Origin of the sequence: Methanoplanus endosymbiosus, assembly GCF_024662215.1 — an archaeon.
GTDB classification, from domain to species: Archaea; Halobacteriota; Methanomicrobia; order Methanomicrobiales; family Methanomicrobiaceae; genus Methanoplanus; species Methanoplanus endosymbiosus.
Genome location: NZ_CP096115.1, coordinates 364,480 through 384,283, shown reverse-complemented (window position 1 = coordinate 384,283; position 19,804 = coordinate 364,480). Strand labels below are relative to the sequence as shown.

21 protein-coding genes are annotated in these 19,804 nt (G+C 42.4%); 6 read left to right on the top strand and 15 right to left on the bottom strand.

The window, feature by feature from the left end; translation table 11 throughout:
* Nucleotides 1-6: 6 nt before the first annotated feature.
* The 6 genes from L6E24_RS01460 to L6E24_RS01435 all read right to left on the bottom strand — a co-directional run bounded on the left by L6E24_RS01460 (nucleotide 7) and on the right by L6E24_RS01435 (nucleotide 4,296).
* Nucleotides 7-195, bottom strand: a complete 189-nt coding sequence (locus tag L6E24_RS01460) for a 30S ribosomal protein S27e (RefSeq protein ID WP_257742963.1) — start codon at nucleotides 193-195, stop codon at nucleotides 7-9.
* 7 nt (nucleotides 196-202) lie between these two features.
* Nucleotides 203-481, bottom strand: coding sequence for a 50S ribosomal protein L44e (locus L6E24_RS01455; protein ID WP_257742962.1), 279 nt, complete (start codon nucleotides 479-481; stop codon nucleotides 203-205).
* 110 nt (nucleotides 482-591) lie between these two features.
* Nucleotides 592-1,308 carry a hypothetical protein gene (locus L6E24_RS01450; protein WP_257742961.1) on the bottom strand — a complete coding sequence of 239 codons (717 nt, stop codon included), beginning with the start codon at nucleotides 1,306-1,308 and terminating at the stop codon, nucleotides 592-594.
* Nucleotides 1,309-1,341: 33 nt separating this feature from the next.
* A complete protein-coding gene (gene priS, locus L6E24_RS01445) occupies nucleotides 1,342-2,484 on the bottom strand; it encodes a DNA primase catalytic subunit PriS (RefSeq protein WP_257742960.1) in 1,143 nt (380 codons plus the stop codon).
* A complete protein-coding gene (locus L6E24_RS01440; RefSeq protein ID WP_257742959.1) occupies nucleotides 2,481-4,070 on the bottom strand; it encodes a tRNA uridine(34) 5-carboxymethylaminomethyl modification radical SAM/GNAT enzyme Elp3 in 1,590 nt (529 codons plus the stop codon). The genes priS and L6E24_RS01440 overlap by 4 nt, the downstream gene beginning before the upstream one ends.
* Entirely contained in the window at nucleotides 4,060-4,296 is a 237-nt protein-coding gene (locus tag L6E24_RS01435; RefSeq protein WP_257744057.1) for a UPF0058 family protein, read from the bottom strand. The genes L6E24_RS01440 and L6E24_RS01435 overlap by 11 nt, the downstream gene beginning before the upstream one ends.
* Nucleotides 4,297-4,379: 83 nt before the next feature.
* On the opposite strand from L6E24_RS01435, the gene L6E24_RS01430 reads away from it, so the two are divergent.
* On the top strand, nucleotides 4,380-5,261 hold the full coding sequence (locus tag L6E24_RS01430; protein ID WP_257742958.1) for an ADP-ribosylglycohydrolase family protein: 882 nt from the start codon (nucleotides 4,380-4,382) through the stop codon (nucleotides 5,259-5,261).
* Between the two features lie 91 nt (nucleotides 5,262-5,352).
* Here the strand turns inward: L6E24_RS01430 and L6E24_RS01425 are convergent, their stop codons facing one another.
* Nucleotides 5,353-5,802 carry a UPF0179 family protein gene (locus tag L6E24_RS01425; protein ID WP_257742957.1) on the bottom strand — a complete coding sequence of 150 codons (450 nt, stop codon included), beginning with the start codon at nucleotides 5,800-5,802 and terminating at the stop codon, nucleotides 5,353-5,355.
* Between the two features lie 57 nt (nucleotides 5,803-5,859).
* Nucleotides 5,860-6,939 (bottom strand): NAD(P)-dependent glycerol-1-phosphate dehydrogenase, encoded by a 1,080-nt coding sequence (locus tag L6E24_RS01420; protein ID WP_257742956.1) that lies wholly within the window; start codon nucleotides 6,937-6,939, stop codon nucleotides 5,860-5,862.
* 14 nt (nucleotides 6,940-6,953) lie between these two features.
* On the opposite strand from L6E24_RS01420, the gene L6E24_RS01415 reads away from it, so the two are divergent.
* The 3 genes from L6E24_RS01415 to proS are packed head-to-tail and all read left to right on the top strand — an operon-like array spanning nucleotide 6,954 to nucleotide 9,808.
* Nucleotides 6,954-7,799 (top strand): DUF63 family protein, encoded by an 846-nt coding sequence (locus L6E24_RS01415; protein ID WP_257742955.1) that lies wholly within the window; start codon nucleotides 6,954-6,956, stop codon nucleotides 7,797-7,799.
* Complete coding sequence (locus L6E24_RS01410) at nucleotides 7,792-8,361, top strand: stage II sporulation protein M (protein WP_257742954.1); 570 nt, start codon at nucleotides 7,792-7,794, stop codon at nucleotides 8,359-8,361. The genes L6E24_RS01415 and L6E24_RS01410 overlap by 8 nt, the downstream gene beginning before the upstream one ends.
* A 13-nt stretch (nucleotides 8,362-8,374) precedes the next feature.
* Nucleotides 8,375-9,808 (top strand): proline--tRNA ligase, encoded by a 1,434-nt coding sequence (gene proS, locus L6E24_RS01405; protein WP_257742953.1) that lies wholly within the window; start codon nucleotides 8,375-8,377, stop codon nucleotides 9,806-9,808.
* A gap of 176 nt (nucleotides 9,809-9,984) precedes the next feature.
* Here proS and L6E24_RS01400 read toward each other — a convergent pair whose 3' ends face one another.
* The 5 genes from L6E24_RS01400 to L6E24_RS01380 form a co-directional block, all read right to left on the bottom strand.
* Nucleotides 9,985-10,488, bottom strand: coding sequence for a pyruvoyl-dependent arginine decarboxylase (locus L6E24_RS01400; protein WP_257742952.1), 504 nt, complete (start codon nucleotides 10,486-10,488; stop codon nucleotides 9,985-9,987).
* A 265-nt stretch (nucleotides 10,489-10,753) separates the two neighbouring features.
* Entirely contained in the window at nucleotides 10,754-11,344 is a 591-nt protein-coding gene (locus L6E24_RS01395) for a ferritin (RefSeq protein WP_308219135.1), read from the bottom strand.
* Nucleotides 11,345-11,434: 90 nt separating this feature from the next.
* The gene (locus L6E24_RS01390) at nucleotides 11,435-12,277 is read right to left on the bottom strand and encodes a thiamine pyrophosphate-dependent enzyme (protein WP_257742951.1); all 843 of its coding nucleotides are present in this window, start codon (nucleotides 12,275-12,277) and stop codon (nucleotides 11,435-11,437) included.
* 42 nt (nucleotides 12,278-12,319) lie between these two features.
* Nucleotides 12,320-14,008 carry a 2-oxoacid:acceptor oxidoreductase subunit alpha gene (locus L6E24_RS01385; RefSeq protein WP_257742950.1) on the bottom strand — a complete coding sequence of 563 codons (1,689 nt, stop codon included), beginning with the start codon at nucleotides 14,006-14,008 and terminating at the stop codon, nucleotides 12,320-12,322.
* Between the two features lie 64 nt (nucleotides 14,009-14,072).
* Nucleotides 14,073-14,816 (bottom strand): MJ1433 family protein, encoded by a 744-nt coding sequence (locus L6E24_RS01380; protein ID WP_257742949.1) that lies wholly within the window; start codon nucleotides 14,814-14,816, stop codon nucleotides 14,073-14,075.
* 211 nt (nucleotides 14,817-15,027) lie between these two features.
* Between L6E24_RS01380 and L6E24_RS01375 the strand changes: the two genes are divergently transcribed.
* On the top strand, nucleotides 15,028-15,510 hold the full coding sequence (locus tag L6E24_RS01375) for a hypothetical protein (RefSeq protein WP_257742948.1): 483 nt from the start codon (nucleotides 15,028-15,030) through the stop codon (nucleotides 15,508-15,510).
* Nucleotides 15,511-15,668: 158 nt separating this feature from the next.
* On the opposite strand, the gene L6E24_RS01370 is transcribed toward L6E24_RS01375, so the two are convergent.
* Nucleotides 15,669-16,346 carry a 2,5-diamino-6-(ribosylamino)-4(3H)-pyrimidinone 5'-phosphate reductase gene (locus tag L6E24_RS01370; RefSeq protein WP_257742947.1) on the bottom strand — a complete coding sequence of 226 codons (678 nt, stop codon included), beginning with the start codon at nucleotides 16,344-16,346 and terminating at the stop codon, nucleotides 15,669-15,671.
* A gap of 137 nt (nucleotides 16,347-16,483) precedes the next feature.
* Between L6E24_RS01370 and L6E24_RS01365 the strand changes: the two genes are divergently transcribed.
* Nucleotides 16,484-18,328, top strand: coding sequence for an ATP-binding protein (locus tag L6E24_RS01365; protein WP_257742946.1), 1,845 nt, complete (start codon nucleotides 16,484-16,486; stop codon nucleotides 18,326-18,328).
* Between the two features lie 156 nt (nucleotides 18,329-18,484).
* Here the strand turns inward: L6E24_RS01365 and L6E24_RS01360 are convergent, their stop codons facing one another.
* On the bottom strand, nucleotides 18,485-19,648 hold the full coding sequence (locus tag L6E24_RS01360) for a TIGR04083 family peptide-modifying radical SAM enzyme (protein ID WP_257742945.1): 1,164 nt from the start codon (nucleotides 19,646-19,648) through the stop codon (nucleotides 18,485-18,487).
* Nucleotides 19,649-19,804 lie beyond the last annotated feature (156 nt).

The following is a 19,804-nucleotide window of genomic DNA, read 5'->3' as shown; positions in this document are numbered from 1 at the left end:
TTAATATTACTCGTGTTCGGCAATAATCTCTGCCTTTATATCCGCATTTCCGCCCTTTGGCTCTGCAAGAATCTTTCCGCAGACAACACAGTCCACGACTGAGCTTGCCCTCTGAAAGATCTTCTGTTCATTTTCGCAGTCCGGGCATTTCACTGTATAAAATTTTGATCTGTTTTCTCTGTTTACACGAACCATTCTTAAATCACTCCGTAAGCTCGAATTTTCCTGCTTTGACACCAGCGCGAAGGTGCGCCTTGCCACATTTTGTGCAGCGGTATCTCACATTGATTCTTTTTGTAGGTTTGTCTCCACCAGGCACTTTTGAGAACTTACCCATATTTCCTACTTTACTTCTGCGTGCCTTCTGCCTGTCAATCCAGTGTAAGTGTAGATCGCGGCCTTTCTTTACTTTCTCTACTTCGTGAACCTCATGGGTTCTGCAGTACGGACAATATGTTTTGAATTTTACTGGCATTTTCATAAAATATCAGGCCCCTGTTCTTTGGAAATAAGCCGCTACAATTATTGGAGCATTGAAGCGGCAATTACAGACGTATATCAGATATTTGATTTACCTGTTAAATCCCATTATCATTTGCTAATGCCTATATTTAAGGCTATGTTGCGATTATAAAGGACTTCAGCATTTTTCCTGGGAAGTGTAACAACATCTTCTGCTGAGAGATTATATATTCTGCCGTCAATGCCCATAAAAGAATCAATTTTATCAATGATATAAACCGGTTCATATTCAATATCTCCACCCTTTTCCGGGGAGGATATTTCTGATGTGGGCACATATTCGGACTCGTTTTGTATAATTCCGTCATTCTGAGGAATAATTTCGGCAGCATAATTGTCGTGTGATATAACCTCGTCCACGCAGGGCGGAGGCTGCACATTTCCACCCGCGCTTTTCTTTGTTGCTCTCAGAAATTCCGGCTCTGTAAATTTCCTGCGGCATTCGCCAATTGCAAGAAGAATTTTGTCATACATCTCCTCTTCAGGAGGAAGCATCCTTTTGAGTTCTTCTTTATCGGTTCTGCCGCAGTCTGCCTGAATTTCAGCGAGCTTTATTATTTTTCTTATCCTCTGGTTTGTAATATCCTGCAGAGTAGCCTGAACACTCTCTATCTCATTCAGCAGTTCACTTCCGCGCTCAGTCATGAAGTGATCAATTGAACTTGCTTCAGAGTACAGCTCTGACAGATATTCAAGCGCTTCGCTATAGATGTCATCCGGAATTTCGGATAACTTTCCGCTCCCTCTCTCATCAAGTACTATGAGCCTTAAATAATCAAGGTCCATATTGCATGTGCCGAACAATATTTGCCTGCCAATTTACCTTTTAGCACCTGAATACTCAGCAATTCCTCTTGCGCATAGAAAGAGGGCCAGTGCTTCAGGTACTCTGTTTATTCCTTTATCGAGAGAATATTTATTTCCAAGTATGGGCATTGTCACAGGGAATTTTGAATCGACAATGATCTCGTCCTCACCAAATACCACTGCATCGGTCAGAGGATCAAACCCGTCAAGTTCGGAGACCGGCATTGACACAACTCTCATCGAACTTCCGCCGTGAAGCGATCCGGGCATCCGTATAAGGCGTTTTATATCAGTTGTAACCGGTTCATCGGTCAGGACAGCACGTTTGTTAAATATCTCTTTAAATTCTTCTGAATCTCCTTTAAGTACCTCAAATACCTTTTTCTGCGTTTCGGAGAGAACAATGCCTTCCCTGCCTGATGTTAGGGCCTTTGATAATGCCGGAGATGATTCAATGAAGTTCAGAGCGGATTTTTCACCAATTCCTCTGAGTGCAGTAATTTTTTTGACTGCGCTCTTTTTTTCTACGGAAGAGAGGCCGGCAAGGTACTCAGAGAGGATCTCTCTGTACCTCTCAGGCCATCCTGAACCGGACATACGGGACTTTAGCATAATCTGCGGATCAATTCCTGTCCCGCAGACATAATCAACAATCCCGCGCCTCTCAGCACTGCTCCAGCCCAAAACCTCAAGGTTCCTGATATGGATATGATAGCCCCTTCCTCCGGAGAAGACAAGGAACATATCCTTTTCTGAAAAACCAAGTTCATCGCGCAGCATAGCAATGAGTTTGAATACCTCCTCCTTCACACGGGCAAGCATCAGATCATATGCGCCCCGGACTATGTGGTCGGCATCAAGATCAAATATAAGATCTGCTCCGCACCATTCCTTATCGGGCATTGTCCCTGCTGACGGAGTGCGGTAGTATGCTGTCGAATGATAGACATGGCGTGGAATCATGGCGCGGAGATAATTCTCAACTTCAGGCTTTGAGCTGAATGATATGTGGCGCTTCATCCTTACCTCGTCGGAAGTATCAAAAAATATGAATCCCCATTCTCGCTGTTCAAGAGCCGGAGGTATCTCTATTGTGGCTTTTTTGTAGTAATTCTGGAAATTCTGTTTTAAATATTCCAGAGTTGCGGCATTCATCGGATTTCCTTCACCATATAAGGGCCGATTCTTCTGTAGCCCCTCTTCAGATAATATGGCCTGACACCGATTCCGCTCATCACAGCAATCTTTTCATAGCCATTCTCCGCTGCAATACTCTCTGCGTGTTTGAGGAGGCGATCACCAAAGTTCTTATGCTGCCACTCTCCGTCTCCGGCAGAACCGGATATCGGCACAACAGAGCCGTACACGTGGAGTTCCCTGAGCAGTGCCGCACCTTTAAGTTCATTCTTCCAGGGCATGTTCGGAAGCCTGAGCCTTGCAAAACCAATGAGCGCATCATTTGCAGTGAACTGAATGAAAAATTCCCTGCCGCCACAGCATGGATATTCAGTCACCTCAATATGCGGTTCTTCATCTATTCTGTTTCTTCCGGCTTCCCTGCACCGTATGCAGTGGCACTTCCCGCCCTTTTCAGTCAGTCTGCTGCCCGCAAGCTGTCTGAAATTACTGAAGTGCGATCCGGCAACGATCAGCTTTGCGGGAATGTCACGCTGAACCCTCTGCAGGCGCACATATTCAGGAAGGCAGGATTTGCCATAAGCTACGAGATCAACGAGTTTGTCCTCATCATAGACATCATAATCTCCTTTCTTCCACATATCCTCAATCTCCGAACCCGGGGTTACAAGTGTCGGATATATCTTCAGAAAGTCGGGGCAGAATCTTTCATCAGTAAAGAGAGTGTCAAACATCTTCATATCATCCTCAATCGTTGCCGATGGAAGATTTGGCATGATATGAAAACCAACCTTAATTCCTGCATCGCGCAGAAGTCTGTTAGCTTTTACAGATTCACTTACGTGATGACCCCTTCTGTTGAAGTCTAAAATCCGGTCATCAAGCTGCTGCACACCGATTTCAACTTTTGTAACTCCAAGTGAAAGCATGCTGTCAATGTGCTCTTTTCTGCACCAGTCAGGTCTTGTTTCAAAGGTTACTGCAATGCACCGTACATTGGATGTTTCATTCTCCCTGCAAAGCTCTTCAAATGTGAATATATCTCCTCTGTCTTCTGAACCATATTCATTCATTGCACGGATGCAGGATCTCATAAACCATTCCTGATAGTCAGTATCCCTCGCAGTCATCGTACCGCCCATCACAATAAGCTCGGCTTTGTCAATGTGATGACCAAGCATCTCAAACTGTCTGAGCCTTGTCTGAACCTGAACATAAGGCTGATATTCAAGCTGTCTGCCCCTAAGAGCCGCCGGTTCCTCACCGGTATAACTCTGTGGTGATTTAAACGGATGATTTGGACCTCCGGGGCATGGCAGACATATTCCATGGGGGCATGTATGCGGCGAGGTCATAACTGCCACAGGTGCAACTCCGGAGATGGTTCTTGAGGGTTTAACCTGAATTATAGGTCTTAGAAGTGTCTTCTCTTCCTCAGTCGCAGAAACAAAGATCTCTGAATTGCGCGGGATAGAATGAAGCCTGTACTTTTTTGCAACAGATGTCTTTATTCGCGGAACATCTGAAGCATCTTTGGCTTCCGATAAAATTCGGGAGATTAATTCCCTTAAAACAAAATCCTGATTTTTGGGGTCAGTGTTCAACAGCAACCTCTTCTGAACCTGCACCCGGTAAGTATTCAACCGCGGGCATACCTCTGCTCCGAATATATCCGACAAGTTCATCACCAAGAGTTAAAATGGCCTCTTTATGACAGATCTTGTTCTTGTGGATATGAACCGGCGATATTTTTAGATTGTCATATCTCTCGGTCAGAACTTCGTCACAGTTTATGGACTCATAATATTTTTTTACCTGAACTAAAAGCATGTGTAGATGTAGTAATTCCTCTTTCTGCACTAGATCACCAATCCTTAAGATTTAGTTCAGCCGAAACCACATATAATTTATTGGTGAGCTTTATATCAGAGATAATGAAAAAAGCGGGGGCACTGGTGGGTTTATCTGTTGGCGATGCGTTAGGTGCGGCCTTTGAGGGCTTAAAACCGGAAAATAAGCCAGTATATGATATAATTCCGGGGGGTGTGCATAAACTGAAGGGCGGAGAGGTTACAGATGACACATATCTTGCCTTAGCAGTCGCAAAATCGCTGATTAAGTATGGAAAACTCGTATATGATGAAACTGCGCTCTTAATGGCTGAAAGTTTCAGGATTCACAGGAACTTCTTCGGCCCTACATCTGCAAAAGTATTTGAAGCAGTATTAGCTGGCAAATCTGCATTTCGCATCTCTAAAGAGGTTTACGAAGCAGGGGGCGGGAGGACAGACGGCAGTGTTATGAGGGGTGCGCCGGTGGGGATTTTCTACAGTCCGGCAAAAGTCAGGACCATGAGTATTCTTTATTCACAGATGACACATTATCATCCTGTGGCCTGTGAATGCTCGGCTTTTGTGAATCTGATGATTAGCTGCATGTGCAGGGGCTGTAACAGGAGAGAGGCATACTATCGCGCACTTTCAGAATGCAGAAATGAAGACGTACTGGGAAAACTTTCGCAGCTTAAGAAAATAAGACTTAATCCTTCCATTGATGCGCTGGATGCAACGCACTGTGCAGTCGCTTTTTTTATGCAGGGAAATTCATTTGAAGAGGCGGTTTCAGATGCAGCATCTGTCGGAGGCGACACTGATACCATAGCTGCAATTACCGGAGCATTGTGCGGCGCTGAATATGGCTATAGTTCCATCCCGGAAAGATGGCTGTGCAGGCTGATAATCAGGGAAGAGATCCAAAAAACGGCTTTTGAACTTGCAGAAGTCTCTGAAAAATAAACCTCTGGCGAATATATTCTTGGATGGTGATAAATGTAGGGTGAAGTGGGGAGCTGTTTTTCTGAATCCTGCAACAAACCGGAAATTTCTTTCAGAGTGGTGTCAGTTCAACTTTTCTTAACTTCCGGCTCATCGCACATGGCTGATCGTTCTCCTCAAATACTCCCGATACAAGATATCGTTCACCCTCAATTACACCTTCCGGAAAACAGAGGTCGTAAAGTTCGCATGTGAGATTCGGGCATGTCTGATTGAATATTATTTCAGATTTTGGAATTGCCCGTTTTGATTCAATGAGGGCAATGACCGGAGGTTCAATGACCTCTACAGCACAGACTCCGGAGTTATGGATATTACAGGAATGGACTGTATTTCCCCTGATTCCGACAATGCGATATCTTCTTTTTGGTACCAGATTATTGCAGACCTTAAACATCCTGCATCCTTCGCATGTTTCAAGTTCCCCTTTATAAATAAATTCAAGGCCCATTTCTGTGAGGTTTTTGCCAATCAGCGTTATAATTACAGCATTTTCAGACATATTTTCAGTAACTCCCTTTAAGCAGACAGATTATTTCTATATTATTTCTAATAGAATTTAATCCTTGTAAAGCATTTTTACAAGTTTTTCGGCACAGTCCCTTTCAAGGCCCATATCAAGAACAGTAAATCTTTCCGGGCGGATATTTCGTGCCATCATAAGAGCCTCAACTGCAACTTCATCCTCAATGCCAAGTTCCTTTGGAGTTACTGGTGCACCAATTGCGCGAAGGGAGTTTCTTATCCACCGCCAGTCTCCGCCATGCAGGTACATTGTCATTATTGAACCTATCCCGCACTGCTCCCCGTGAAGACCGATGTTGGGAGACAGTATGTCCAGCGCGTGGCTGAACTTGTGCTCACCGCCGCTTGCAGGCCTTGATGAACCTGCAATACTCATCGCAATTCCGGACGAGAAGAGCGCCTTTAAGACCATCCATGCCCCTTCTTCAGAACCGGGTTTTATCACGTTTGCATTTTTTACAAGAATTTCTGCTGTCATCTTTGAGAGAGCAATGGCATATTCACTGATAGTCTCGCCCCTCAGTCTGTGTGCCAGTTCCCAGTCAAGAATGGCTGTATAATTGGAGATGACATCTGCGCACCCTGATGCAGTAAGCCTGTGCGGTGCCTTTGAAACTATTGCAGTATCAGCCACGATTGCAATCGGAGGGTGCGCATCCAGCGAGACCCTGCCCCCTTCAATCGGTACTGACGCACGCGAAGAGGCGATCCCGTCATGGGATGCCGCTGTAGGGACACTGATAAAATGTTTTTCAAGATTATATGAGGCAATTTTAGCTACATCTATCGGTTTTCCGCCTCCCACACCTATTAGAAAATCGGAATCAGATGCGGCATCTTCAGCGTCCACTATGCTCTGTTCTGATATTGCATCAATTATAAAGACAGATACGTCATATTTCTCTTCTAAAAGATCCCGGACACGCCCTCCTGCGGCTTTCATGGTATTTCTGCCGGATATTATCAGCGCAGAATTGCCGGTTCTCAGATCTTCACAGACTTTTGGAATCTGTTCCACCGAATCATGACCGATTATGACATCGCGAGGCATCTGAAGCCATTTGGATTTGTCAAATTGCGGTTTTTTGAGTACTTTTATACCTTCTGCGCTCATTATTTTATCAATAAATGATAGGGGATTTTATATACAAATATTATGTAGGTCCGATTGTGAACGGTGAGGCCTATACGATTGTTGACACCCTTACCTACGCCCTGATACTGATACTTTCGGTATATCTTGTGTACAGATGGCTTGAAAAGACAGGGATCTCAATTGACAGGGATTTTATTCTTGCAGTAATTCCCTATGTTGTACTTGGAGGAACGCTCAGGGTTGTAGAGGATACAGGAATTATTCCGTACCCGTGGTATGTTCTGCTGATAACTCCGGTGATATTCTTTGCAATATTCTTCTATGCAATAATTGCCCTGATAATATCCAGATTTCTCGAAAAGAAGGGAATTATCAGGAGATATACTCATGGTTTCGCAGCCGGAGGAATAATCGCCGTTATTGCTTCACTCATCCCGCTTGTCTGGTATGGAATGACTGTTTCAGGCATTCACATATTGGTTATGGTTTTTATTCTGGCTATGGCTTTTGCATCATCAGCAGCAGTCTGGGCAGTGATAAAATACGTCTTTAAATGGGATTTTGCATCCGATATTCTCTACAAACTGCTGATATTCGGGCATATGCTTGATGCCAGCGCCACGAGCTTTGGAATCGATCTCCATGAGATAGCATATGTTGAACAGCATGTTGTAGGCTCTGCACTGATTGAGGCAACCGGAACTGCATTTTCAATGTTCGGACTGAAGCTTGTAGTAGTAATTCCTGCGATTTATATCCTTGAGATGTACAGAAAAGATGGTAACAAAGCACTGTGGCATCTGATAATTCTTGCAATGATAATGGTTGGAATGGCCCCCGGAATCAGGGATATGGTCAGGATGATTCTGTATGTTTGAAGGTAATCTTAAGAGGGCATTTATTTTTTCTCTCTCTTTTTTCTTTTTATTTTTAATATTCGGAGCACTTGCTTTTTCGCAGAATCCTGAATCCGGTAAGGCGATGGTTGAGACTATAAGCCAGAATGTGTTTCTGCCGATTTTAACTGACAACAGTGCACTACTGGCCATAAATCTCTTTATAAACAATACAGAGGCATCCGTTCTGCTCTTCATCGGTGGTGCAACATTTGGCATTGTTACGATGTTTATTCTGATGACAAACGGAATTATTGTTGGTTTTGTCCTTCAGTTTACAATGATTGAGAAGGGTCTGCCGGTGGTTTTGGCCGGAATTATTCCCCATGGTATATTTGAAATTCCGGCATTCATAACGGCAGCAGGACTTGGATTTATACTGTCCGAATCCATCTGGAGAGAATTCAGAGGACGCGGTGATGCAGCAGCTGAGGCCGGAAGGCTGGGAAAAATATTCGTTATGACTGTTATACCGCTTCTCATTGCTGCGGCAATCACAGAGGCATTTATTACGCCTCAAATCATAAATTTAGTTAGTATTTAGGAGTTTTTCATACATGTCCGAAGAGAAGGGCACATTGCCTTCAAAAGAAACGTTCAGCGAATGGTACAATGAAATACTCTGGCGCGCTGAGGTGATGGATGTCAGGTACCCGGTTAAGGGTGTTTATGTCTGGTACCCGCATGGTTTTGCAGTCCGTAAGGCTGTATATTCAGTATTGAGAGAGCTTCTTGACAGGGATCACGAGGAAACGCTCTTTCCGCTTTTAATTCCGGAAAACGAATTCATGAAGGAAGCGGAGCATATCAAGGGTTTTGAAGAAGAGGTTTACTGGGTTACTCACGGAGGGACATCCGAACTTGATGTGCCTCTTGCATTAAGGCCGACCAGTGAGACTGCAATCTATCCTATGTATGCGCTGTGGGTGAGATCACATGCTGACCTTCCGTTAAAGCTGTACCAGATTGTCAATACATTCAGGTACGAGACAAAGCATACCAGACCTCTGATACGTCTGCGTGAGATTACATCGTTTAAAGAGGCACACACAGTTCATGCAACCTGGGAGGATGCAAAGAATCAGGTTGAAGATGCCATTAAAATCTACACTGAGTTTTACCGTAGGCTCTGTGTTCCGGTGATAATCTCCAAAAGACCGGACTGGGACAAATTTCCGGGCGCGGATTACACCATGGCAGCCGATGCGATTATGCCTGACGGAAGAACGCTTCAGGTCGGCACTGTGCACCATCTGGGTGATAATTTCTCAAAGACCTTTGACATCAGTTTTGAGGATGAGAATGGAGATCAGAAGCTGGCATTCCAGACCTGCTATGGCATCTCAGAGAGGTGCATTGCGGCACTCATATCCGTTCACGGGGATGACAAGGGCCTTGTACTTCCGCCTGAAATGGCACCGGTGCAGGTTGTTATTGTTCCTATTATTATGAAGAAGAGGGCCGATGAGATCCTGGAATCTGCAAAAGCTCTTGAGAAGGAGTTAAAGGACGCAGGACTCAGGGTAAAGATCGATGATCGGCCACTCAGGCCCGGCGCAAAATATTACCACTGGGAGATGAAGGGTGTCCCCCTAAGGCTTGAATTGGGCCCCAGAGATATTGACAACAATGTTGTTATGTCAGCAAACCGCCTCGGAGATAAAGCCAGCCTGAGCCGTGAAAATATTACGGAAGAGGTAAAGATAAGTCTTGAAACATTTGGTGAAAGCCTTCTTAACAGAGCTGAGGAGACAGTAAAGGAGAAGATAAGGCATGCAGATACACCTGATGAGGCCGGAAAAGCAGTTGAAGACGGTGTTGCTGTTGTCCACTGGTGTGGATGTGAAGAGTGTGCCAATGAGATCGAAAAGAGATTAAACGTAAGCATACTAGGCAATGAGATAAGATCTGAATACATCGGCGACAGCGAAGGCGAATGTATAATCTGCAAAAAAGCCGGAAAGCCGGCACTGGTTGCAAGATCATATTAATTTAATAATATTCTTTTTTTAAGCCGTAATTAATCCGGCAGAAATTTCAGAAAAGATGCTTCAGGTTCTGCGATCAGAGAGCTGATACTGCCGGCCAAAGATCGAAAAATCAGGTGAATTCCGGCGGGAAGAAATAGATTTTTCCGGCTGAAAATTTAAAAAAACTGAGAAATAGATTATTCCATTATGAAAACAGCTGCCGCAAGGACTGTTGACCAGTCACCATCATCATTTACAACTGCTGATTTGGTTCTGTTCATAGTCTTCTCAGGAACCTTATCAGAGATGCTCCTGTACATATTGTCTGCAATTTTTTCTGCATAGGCACCGGCAGTCTCTTTACTTTCATCAAAACTCTGATATTCTGCAAAATACCCCCAGTCGTTATCAACATCACGTGGAATTGCCATACCTACCGATGCAGTTATTCTCCTTCCTGCCTCACTGGATGACAGACGGGAGAGAATTGCAAATGTAATACTACCCGGAAACAGCATCCCGACACCTTCATCTTTAGGTATAATCCTGCATTTGGGTGGTAATATTGAACTTACCTCAACGATATTGTAGCAGTGGATTGATGCCTGTCTTAATGCCATCTCAAAAGATGTCAGCTTATCCGGATGAGAACCAGCGCCGGATGTGAAAAATACTTTTTTTGGAACAAACTGACCTGTCACTTGAATATACTCCGAAATTATTCTTCTTAATTCAACCTGAGTAACCTTAAAATTATATGGTATTGGCAGAGAAAATGACGGAATTTATACAGAGTGTGTGGCATATCAGTCAAAAAACAGAAAAACGCCCTGACAGAACCAGATGGAGATTAAGCACCATAAACCTGATTAAATCCGGAATAATAAAAGATGATGATCTGATCTGCCGGTAATCACGGGGAAATTAAAAAAAACTTCCCTGACCGGCATACCAGTATCCCTGAATTCAGTTCTTCTTATCTGTGGCAGGAGGAGTATAAACCCGCGTTGCAAGTTCCTTATCAAGCATATAGAGCAGGCCTGAATTTCCCTGAACCCCCATAAGTCTGAGCTGGTTCAGAATTTCCTCTGCATTTGCCTCCTCCTCAACCTGTTCATCAACATACCACTGAAGCATGTTATTTGTCGGATGATCCCGTTCTTCAATTGCAAGATCAACAAGGAGGTTAATTCTGGAGGTTACAAATTTCTCATGCTCCAGGGATGCCTCAAAGGCATCAAGAGGGGATTCCCACTCTGTTGGGGGTTCCTTTATTGCCTGAAGTTTCACCCTTCCGCCTCTTGAAATAATATAACTGTAAAACTTCATTGCATGTTCAAGTTCTTCCTGAGCCTGAACAGACTCCCAGTTTGCAAAGCCCTTAAGTCCAATAGACTCATACCAGGACGACATTGATAGATACATATAGGACGAATACAATTCCCACATGATCTGCTCATTAAGCTCTTTCTCAATTTTTGGATTCATCGCCATTTTTTTCAGCCTCTTATCCCTTTGATTTTCTGATTGAGCACGATGATATAATAATTTTTCCACCGGAAATATATCCGGTGAATTAATCAGATTTTCAGCGTAATAATTACCTGATTCTGTGGATAAATCACAGTTATATTCACACTATAATCCTCAGATTCCGTCCAGAAACTCTGTTACAGAAGTTTTTCCGGAATTAACATCAGAGACCGGAGAGAATTCATCTTCATATGCAGATTTATTCACCTGGTAAAATTCTCCCAGTGGAATCTCTTTACCGTTATCATAATTCCAGATATTTATTATCTCTTCCGCACCGGAATAAGATGTAAGGTTTTCATTATTGCGGATCTCTGTCTTCTCCTCATAAGAATCAGTCATATCACAATAACTTGCACAGATCTGGAGTACTTCAATATATGAAAATCCTTTATGCTCAATACCGGCCCTGATAATTCCGGCGAGGTGCTCTTTTCTTCCGGAATAACTCCGGGCAATATATGTGGCTCCGCTTACAAGCATTAAACTCAGGGGATTTACCGGCCTTTCAGGAGAACCGCCCGGTGTGGATCTCCCCTTAAAATGATATGGGGATGTAGGTGTGTACTGCCCCGTTGTCAGGCCGTACACCCGGTTGTCATGAACAATAACCGTAATATCAATATTTCTTTTTGCGGCAAATATGAGGTGTTCAAGTCCTTCTGCATAGGCATCCCCGTCACCAACGCAGCATATGACCTTAAGATTATTATCAGCAAGCTTAATTCCGGTTGCGAAGGGAATTGCCCGTCCATGAAGGGAATAAACTGAATTTACATTGAGATAATCGGCAATTTTACCATGGCATCCGATTCCGGCAACTAAAACAACCTCATCGAGGCTCTTACTATCGTCCCTCATGCCTGCAAATACTTCTTTTAAGCTGTGTTCAACCGAGAAATTCCCGCAGCCCATGCACCAGGTATTCTGTTCACTTGTAATCAGGTTTTTTACCATTTACATCACCTCCGGAGTATTATGGTGCTGTTCTCCGGTCATTTACAGCACCTCTGATATCTTTGAACTCAGTTCCTCAACAGTCATCTGCCTGCCTTTGTAACTTAGAATCTGTTTATCTGCATGAATACCCATCCCTTTCAGAATCAGGGATAGCTGTCCGGTTGAATTGTCCTCCGCAATAATTATTCTCTTAATTCCGGAAAGTTCCTTTTTCATCTCTTTTTCAGGGAACGGAACCATAACAACCGGCTGTATGAGTTTTAAGGAAAACTTTTCTGCAACCTCCTCACAGAGCATTGATAAAGAACCCCAGCAGATCAGTGCAGTCTCTGAATCAGATGTACCTCCTGCATGAACACATTTTATTTTATCAAGTGCAGATTTTAAGGAATTTTCCTTCTTCTCTCTCTTGTCGGCAAGCCACTGAAGCATTTCAGGATCACCTGTTGAAATTCCGGACCGGAAATGAGTTTTGCCATTGATCTTGACTACGGCATTTTTTGTTCCTAATGGCGCAAATGGGGAGACTCCGTCTTCTGAGTCTGCATATCTCTCATATTTCTCACCTTTTGGCACTGAATGAATAACAGAAGATTCAGATATATTCCTGTTTTCTGAAATTTCGCCGGCTGAAGAGAGATCGCATTCAAATGTGTAAATGCCTTCACATACAGTTCTGTCCATAAGGATTATTGAGGGGATCTGGAAATCCCAGGCGATATCCATTGCAATTACAGACCATGAGAATGCCTGCATGGAATTCGCAGGCGCAGCAATAAACCTGGGAAATTCACCATGTCCTGCATATGATGCAAATAAAAGATCGCTCTGTGCATTATATGTCGGCGCTCCCGTACCTGGCGACTGCCTCTGTGCCAGAACTATAACCAGAGGAATTTCTGCAATTCCGGCATAGCTAAGCCCCTCTGTCATCAGACAGAACCCACCTCCCGACGTTCCGGTTGCAGCCTTCCTGCCGGCGCATGCAAAGCCTTCTGCCATTAAAACGGCAGCGATCTCCCCTTCGGGATGTATAACCTTTATCCCGAAACTATCTGAATTTCCGGCGAGAAAGTGCAGGATTCCGGAAGCCGGAGACATAGGATAAGAAATATAGGCATCAAGTCCGGCATAAACAAGCCCAAGTGCAACTGCTTCATTTCCGGATAATATTTTTTTCCGTCCGGCTGCTTCAGAGATGTCAGGAATATTACATAATTCTGAGACATAATCATATCCTTTCATGGCAATCTCAAGATTTTTTTCAGTTTTTACGGGCATTTCATCTCTGATAACTGAACGGGTGAATCCGCGTTCAAGCCCGATGGTTCTGCAAAATGCACCCAGCAGGCATGAGTTTATCATAACCGGAATTCCGCCTGAATCTATAACGATCTGCTTTGCCGGAACTGGTGTCCCTGAAACTTTTTTTACACTGTCGGAATCAAAAATTAATGTTGATTCCGGTTTGAGCCGTTTTTTATGAATATTAACGGTATTTTTATCAAGTGCAATCAGAATATCAATTCCCTCTCTTAGCGAACCAGTCTTTTCTTCAGATGCCCTGATTACAGAGAAGTTATGGCCGCCTTTGATAAGTGAAGGATGATCAAAATCCATATAAACATAGTAACCAAGCCGTGAGAATATCCTGGCAATTGTCAGCCCTGCACTGCTGATTCCCTCACCGGCTTTACCGCCGATAATAACTGAAAAATCCAGACCCATTTACCTAAATCTCCAGTCTGGAAATGGTTTGGGTATGCATAAATAATTTATGCAAAAAAAATATTTATTTCACAACCGGAGAGGCATTCAGGTCAAACGGATTTGTCCTGATCATCAGGGAGAAGAGATATGGATAGCGTTCCTGAAGGTGAGACATATAATCCAGCCACTGAAATACAAGTTTTCCATATGCCCGGTTTATATCTCCGGTAAGGTGGTCTGAATCTGTGCATATCAGAGATGTTAAGTCATCACGGCACTGCAGCTCCTCTTCAAGATGAAATACTGCCCTTAAAAGCTCAGTAAAATCTTCATGTTCAAGAAGAACAGGATTTTCAAGGAGTCTCATCATAAAATCCCTTTTTCCTCTCAGATAGTTCTCAAGCGAAACTATATCAATATCTGAAATATTTACTGAAAAACTGTGAGACTTAATATTCTTTCTGACTCTCTCAAAATCAGCCTCTGAAAAATCACTCTTTATTACAAGCTCTTTTCTTATCTCATCAATTGCCGGATCTCTGGATGACAGTTCTGACATCAGGCCGCTTCCGACTTCAGAGAAGAACGTGCCTATGACCATATTCAGTTTGTCCAGTTTATCCTTCTTTGACCTTATTGAAAGAAGTTTATTCAGCACAACTGTTACCAGAAGAACATTCATCGGCAGAAAACCAAGAGAATTAAAGATATAATTGACTGTATCTCCGGGATTTTGCAGTATTATGAATTTTAAGGAATATACTGTCAGAGTAATACATATAAGAATAACTCCGAGTTTTATCTCCCAGTCAGCTACTTTCATCATTTATCATTGAATTATCTCACAAAAAAACTACCGGAAAAACAGGAGAAAACAGGACACTGTCTGAAAAATCAGTGGTGGCTGATCATTTTAAAACACAAATTAGTTTTTCATCTGATTTAAGCTGGTATTGTCTGTTTCAGACATATATCTGAAAAATCCGACTGTGCCAAGAGCAGATAAGTTTAAAATATGATATGAGCTATTTTAAATCATGAGCATAAAGTATATTTTTCCGGCGTTACTGCTGATTATAGTATTTCTTCTCTCCGCCGGATGCTCGGATTCTTCACAGATCAGTCCGGACGGAACGGGGACAAATTCTGCTGCAACTGTGGCATCATCTTCAGGAGTTCCTGAAGGTTTCTCTCTTAATCCACTGCCAGTAGAAACTGTTCCTGACAATCTCCAGGTTCATGCAGGGGCAGTTAAAGATCCAATAACCGGGGAGATAACAGTAACTTCAAATGGTGGTGCCGGGCAGTATATGGTCGATTACCTGAAGGTTACGGCATATCTTTCCAATGGTGAAATCATTGAAAAACAGATCAGCGGAGATGTAAATTCAGAACTCATCATTGAAGAGGGAACAAAGGGCGATGACAGAATATTAGTGGAGGCTTATTACGTAAACGGAAAAAATTACAGGATATATGATGAACTGCTGAAATACAGGGAGAGAACAGACAATAAGTGAGTGACTCCTTTTTATAATAGGCATGCAGAAAGCCCGTGACTTTAGTCATGGAGGTATGTCAGGCAGAGCAAAAACCTGAGATAGTGATGACACAGTCATTGTCATTATCATGTCGCTATAATTCCGGATTTAAAAAAACGGGTTTTATTCCGGAAATATTACCTTTTAACTCTCCACCTGAGAAGAACACCTTCATCGGCCTTCTCCATATCAATTAATTCAAGCCTGGTGAAATTTTCTTCCTTGATAAAACCAGTGCCGTCCGCAGGTGTGGGGGCGCTATCTCCTCCGATTATAATATTGCCTATACAGGTGTAAAATTCATCAATCAGATCCTCTTCAAATAGGGACCAGATTAGAGTACCACCACCTTCAACCATCACTCTTTTCACATCAATATCTGAGAGGGCTTCCATGACTCCTGCGAGATCAACCTTATCTTTACCGGCTACAATTATATCTGCATATGGACTTAAACGTTCAAGATTCTTGTCAGATGCCTTTTCAGAGACTGCAATTATTCTTCTGCCAGGGCCTTTATGAAGGATTTCTGCATTTTCAGGAGTTCTGCCTTCACTGTCAATAACAATCCTGATTGGGTTTTCCTCACACCCGCGCTCAGTCCTCTCCTTCTTTAGTTTCTCGGATTTTACTGTAAGTGATGGATCATCGGCAGTAACAGTCCCGATTCCAACCATAATTGCGTCACTTCCGGCTTTAATTTCATCAACACGCAGAAAATCGCTCTTACCGGAAATTTTTACCTGCCTTCTTTCAGTTGTGGAAAGCTTACCGTCTGCACTCATTGCAAGATTAACAAAAACAAAAGGTCTCATTTCAAATCTGTATTTGTCTTTAGTGCAGTATAACTAAATTGGTTTTATACGGAGATCATGTTTTGATCGACATTATGGATATGCAGTAATGAATACATACATTAACTTTAAAAGAGATAATTAAAGATATAATATAAATGAGTTTTACCAATACAGTGGCAAAGTCCGGACTATTTAGTTCCATTGAACAGAAGGACATCGTAAAACTCTTGGTTATAACATGCCTGATTATATTCTCAGTTCTGATAACAACAATATATTTCCAGTTCAATTTTTCCGGTACATATGAAGCAGTGATATTTCTCATACCCCAGTTGTACTACATACCAATAATTCTTATCACAATCTGGTACCCAAAACGTGGAATACTGGCATCAGTTCTGATAATTACAGGTTTTTTACTTGCTGTAACATACTTTTATTATCAGGGCCTCATAATTGACCCTTTCATTGCAGGAATTAACACCGCATTATTCTTCTGGGTTGGTCTTGCGTCCACATATATTGCTAAAACTTCCGGCCTTTTTAATTTTAGATATTTTGGTTATTTTAACAATTCAAAGAACGGGATACTCATTGTTGAAGCATCTGATCTGAATATTATTGATGCCAATCCAAAAATCTGTAATATTTCCGGTCAGAAACATAAAGAGCTGATTAATACAAACCTTGCAGTATTTCTCTGCAATCTGGGGCTTGACAGTTCAAGAGCAAATAAAATCATAGATAAACCCGGCAGAATCAATGAAAAAATAATAGTAAAATGTTTTGGAAATGAAGAAAGAATATTCCTTATAACATCAGTGCAGGATAATGAAGAGGGCAGTATTGAATGCACCTTCTGTGATATTACAGAGAGTGAGAGGGAGAAGAGACATGCAGTTGAAGAGAGGGAACTATTCAGGCGGTTTGTTGACTCATCTGATAATATTTTCTTCATGCTCGATAAAACCGGAAAAATATTTAAGATCCACTGGTCAAAAGCAGAGGAAAATAACATAAGTGAAGAGTCATTATCCGGTAGATATCTGTCACAGATACTTGGTAACTGCACAGATGAGGAGTGTATAAAATACACTGAAAATACTATCCGTTCAGGGGATACAAATTCATTTAAGTCTTATATCACCACATCTGATGGCTTGAAAAAATCCTGTTCTGTTATATCAGGACCTCTGAATGATTCAGCAGGCAAAATTATAGGTGTTATCGGCACTGTTGAATTCATCCGGAACAGTCATGGTGAGACATTTAAGGAGACTGGTAACTCCGGAATAAATCCCGAAATGCACAGATGGAATTTTTTTGTAAACAATGCCGCACATGAACTGCGCACACCTCTTCAGCCTATTGTCGGATATCTGAATCTTCTGCTGGATGACCCTGAAGATTCAGGCCTAAACGAGTACAGTGCTGATATGCTCAGAAAATGTCTCAGCAGTGTTGAGAGGGAGTGCGTAATAGTTGAGAGAATACTTGAGATGGGCATATGTGAAAATTACCCCGTTAACCTTCTGATCTCTGAAATTAAACTGCATGAAATGACTGAAAAAATTATTAATATTGGTCATTATTCTGACAATGCGGACATTGTCAACAAAATAAATACAGATGCAGTAATATGTGCTGACAGAGACAGAATATACCAGGTATTAAACGGAATCATTTCAAACGCAGTAAAATACAATGAAGATCCAAGGATTGTTGAGATAGGTTTCAGAAAGGATGAAAGTTATAGTTACATTGAAATTACTGACAATGGAAAAGGAATCGCCGATGAATCACTGGCACTCATATTTGAGCCGTTTTATATAGACAATCTCAGCTCATTAAGCCGTGAATACGGAAGAATCGGTCTGGATCTCTCGATTGCCAAAAAATATATCAAACTCCATGGCGGAGAAATTCTTGTCTCCTCAGAAAAGGACATTGGCAGTACATTTACTGTAAAAATCCCAGTAATGCCCAGAAACACTTCGTAAATTTCCCTGCTTTATTTGTCACCGGAATTTTAATCATCTCACCGGAATTTATAAATCCGGACTGAAAAGAGAGGGAATTATATTCCGGAATTACTGACCAACTGACGTTTTTATCGGAAAAATCCGGATTATCAGCCGGAATTCCTGCTGGAACTCCTACTGATTCATGACAATTTTTCTGATAAGTGACATCACTCCGGGGGCTGTTTTTTCGCCGTTCATCGCGCCAAAAGGAGACATTCCGGGAGGTGGTGAATTGAACATTTCGTCATCCATACGGTCAGTTATCTCATCATATATTCTCTTATATGCCGGACAATGTGGATCAACTCCGGCAACCTTTCCGCCGCAGGGAACTATTGCATTATATGGACAGCCGCCACGGCAGTACCTTATATGTCTGCATTCACTGCATGCAGAATCAACATAATCCTTAAACTCATACATCAGTTTCCAGGCTGGAGATTCAGAGAGATCTTCTACTGTCGGATGATCATATACATTGCCCATGACATACTCAGGCATGCCTACAAAACGATAACAGGGATAAATTGCACCGTCAGGCCCGATTGCAAAGGTTGTCCCCATGCAGTCGGCAAATGTACATACATTACCCCTTCTTGTAAAGACACCCCGGCAGAGATCATTGATGTTCATAATCTCCATATCATCCAGATGTTCAAGTGCCATGTCCAGAAGATATACTAACAGTTCGCCGTACTCCTCAGGTGGCAGCGCCCATTTATCAGGATCACTGCCTCTTAACGAGGGAAGTGCCGGGTGAAGTTTCAGCACAAGGCCGTTTTCATAGAAGAATTCAAAGATCTCTTCCTTTCTCTTTGTGGACTGATTTGTAAAGGTGCAGATGAATCTGACATTAAGTCCGTTTTCAACTGCAATTTTATATCCCTCGAGGGTTTTTCTGTAATATCCCTTTCCCCTCTGAACATCATTGATCTCCTCAGGTCCGTCTATGCTTGAGCCTACAGGTACACTGTATTCTGCAAAGATCTTTGCCATTTCGGTTGTCATAAGCCAGAGATTGCTCTGTATTGCAAATTCAGGACTGAGGTGGCTTAGACCTTCGGAAAGCAGAGGGAGTGCCTGCCTGTAAAATTCCTCGCCTGCAAGCAGAGGTTCACCTCCATGAAATGTAATAGTCACCCGGTCATCTTTTCTGAAGTCCTTAAGCCATTCAACAATCTCCTTAACTGTCTCAATGGGCATAACCGGAGAACCCACCTCAGAACTCCAGCAGTATTCGCAGTTTGCCGGACATCCTAATGTCGGAATCAGCATAACATGAAAAGGGTTTTTCATCAGAGCAGTTTTTGATCTATTTAATGAATAATTTTGTCTTCCGGGATTTTGATAACAATAATCTGATGAGTGAGAACTGAAAATTATTAATAGATAAAAAAGATTAACAGAAAAATTTACGAAAAGTGTGTGTTTAAACAACAGGGCTTTGAACCA

Excerpts from the sequence above, each read along its gene's own strand:
- priS (WP_257742960.1), bottom strand. The coding sequence starts at position 2,484 with ATGAATGCCGCAACTCTGGAATATTTAAAACAGAATTTCCAGAATTAC.
- L6E24_RS01455 (WP_257742962.1), bottom strand. The coding sequence starts at position 481 with ATGAAAATGCCAGTAAAATTCAAAACATATTGTCCGTACTGCAGAACC.
- L6E24_RS01390 (WP_257742951.1), bottom strand. The coding sequence starts at position 12,277 with ATGGTAAAAAACCTGATTACAAGTGAACAGAATACCTGGTGCATGGGC.
- L6E24_RS01375 (WP_257742948.1), top strand. The coding sequence starts at position 15,028 with ATGAGCATAAAGTATATTTTTCCGGCGTTACTGCTGATTATAGTATTT.
- L6E24_RS01410 (WP_257742954.1), top strand. The coding sequence starts at position 7,792 with ATGTTTGAAGGTAATCTTAAGAGGGCATTTATTTTTTCTCTCTCTTTT.
- L6E24_RS01460 (WP_257742963.1), bottom strand. The coding sequence starts at position 195 with ATGGTTCGTGTAAACAGAGAAAACAGATCAAAATTTTATACAGTGAAA.
- L6E24_RS01425 (WP_257742957.1), bottom strand. The coding sequence starts at position 5,802 with ATGTCTGAAAATGCTGTAATTATAACGCTGATTGGCAAAAACCTCACA.
- L6E24_RS01450 (WP_257742961.1), bottom strand. The coding sequence starts at position 1,308 with ATGGACCTTGATTATTTAAGGCTCATAGTACTTGATGAGAGAGGGAGC.
- L6E24_RS01435 (WP_257744057.1), bottom strand. The coding sequence starts at position 4,296 with ATGCTTTTAGTTCAGGTAAAAAAATATTATGAGTCCATAAACTGTGAC.
- L6E24_RS01385 (WP_257742950.1), bottom strand. The coding sequence starts at position 14,008 with ATGGGTCTGGATTTTTCAGTTATTATCGGCGGTAAAGCCGGTGAGGGA.
- L6E24_RS01415 (WP_257742955.1), top strand. The coding sequence starts at position 6,954 with ATGATAGGGGATTTTATATACAAATATTATGTAGGTCCGATTGTGAAC.
- L6E24_RS01365 (WP_257742946.1), top strand. The coding sequence starts at position 16,484 with ATGAGTTTTACCAATACAGTGGCAAAGTCCGGACTATTTAGTTCCATT.
- L6E24_RS01380 (WP_257742949.1), bottom strand. The coding sequence starts at position 14,816 with ATGATGAAAGTAGCTGACTGGGAGATAAAACTCGGAGTTATTCTTATA.
- L6E24_RS01420 (WP_257742956.1), bottom strand. The coding sequence starts at position 6,939 with ATGAGCGCAGAAGGTATAAAAGTACTCAAAAAACCGCAATTTGACAAA.
- L6E24_RS01360 (WP_257742945.1), bottom strand. The coding sequence starts at position 19,648 with ATGAAAAACCCTTTTCATGTTATGCTGATTCCGACATTAGGATGTCCG.
- L6E24_RS01370 (WP_257742947.1), bottom strand. The coding sequence starts at position 16,346 with ATGAGACCTTTTGTTTTTGTTAATCTTGCAATGAGTGCAGACGGTAAG.
- proS (WP_257742953.1), top strand. The coding sequence starts at position 8,375 with ATGTCCGAAGAGAAGGGCACATTGCCTTCAAAAGAAACGTTCAGCGAA.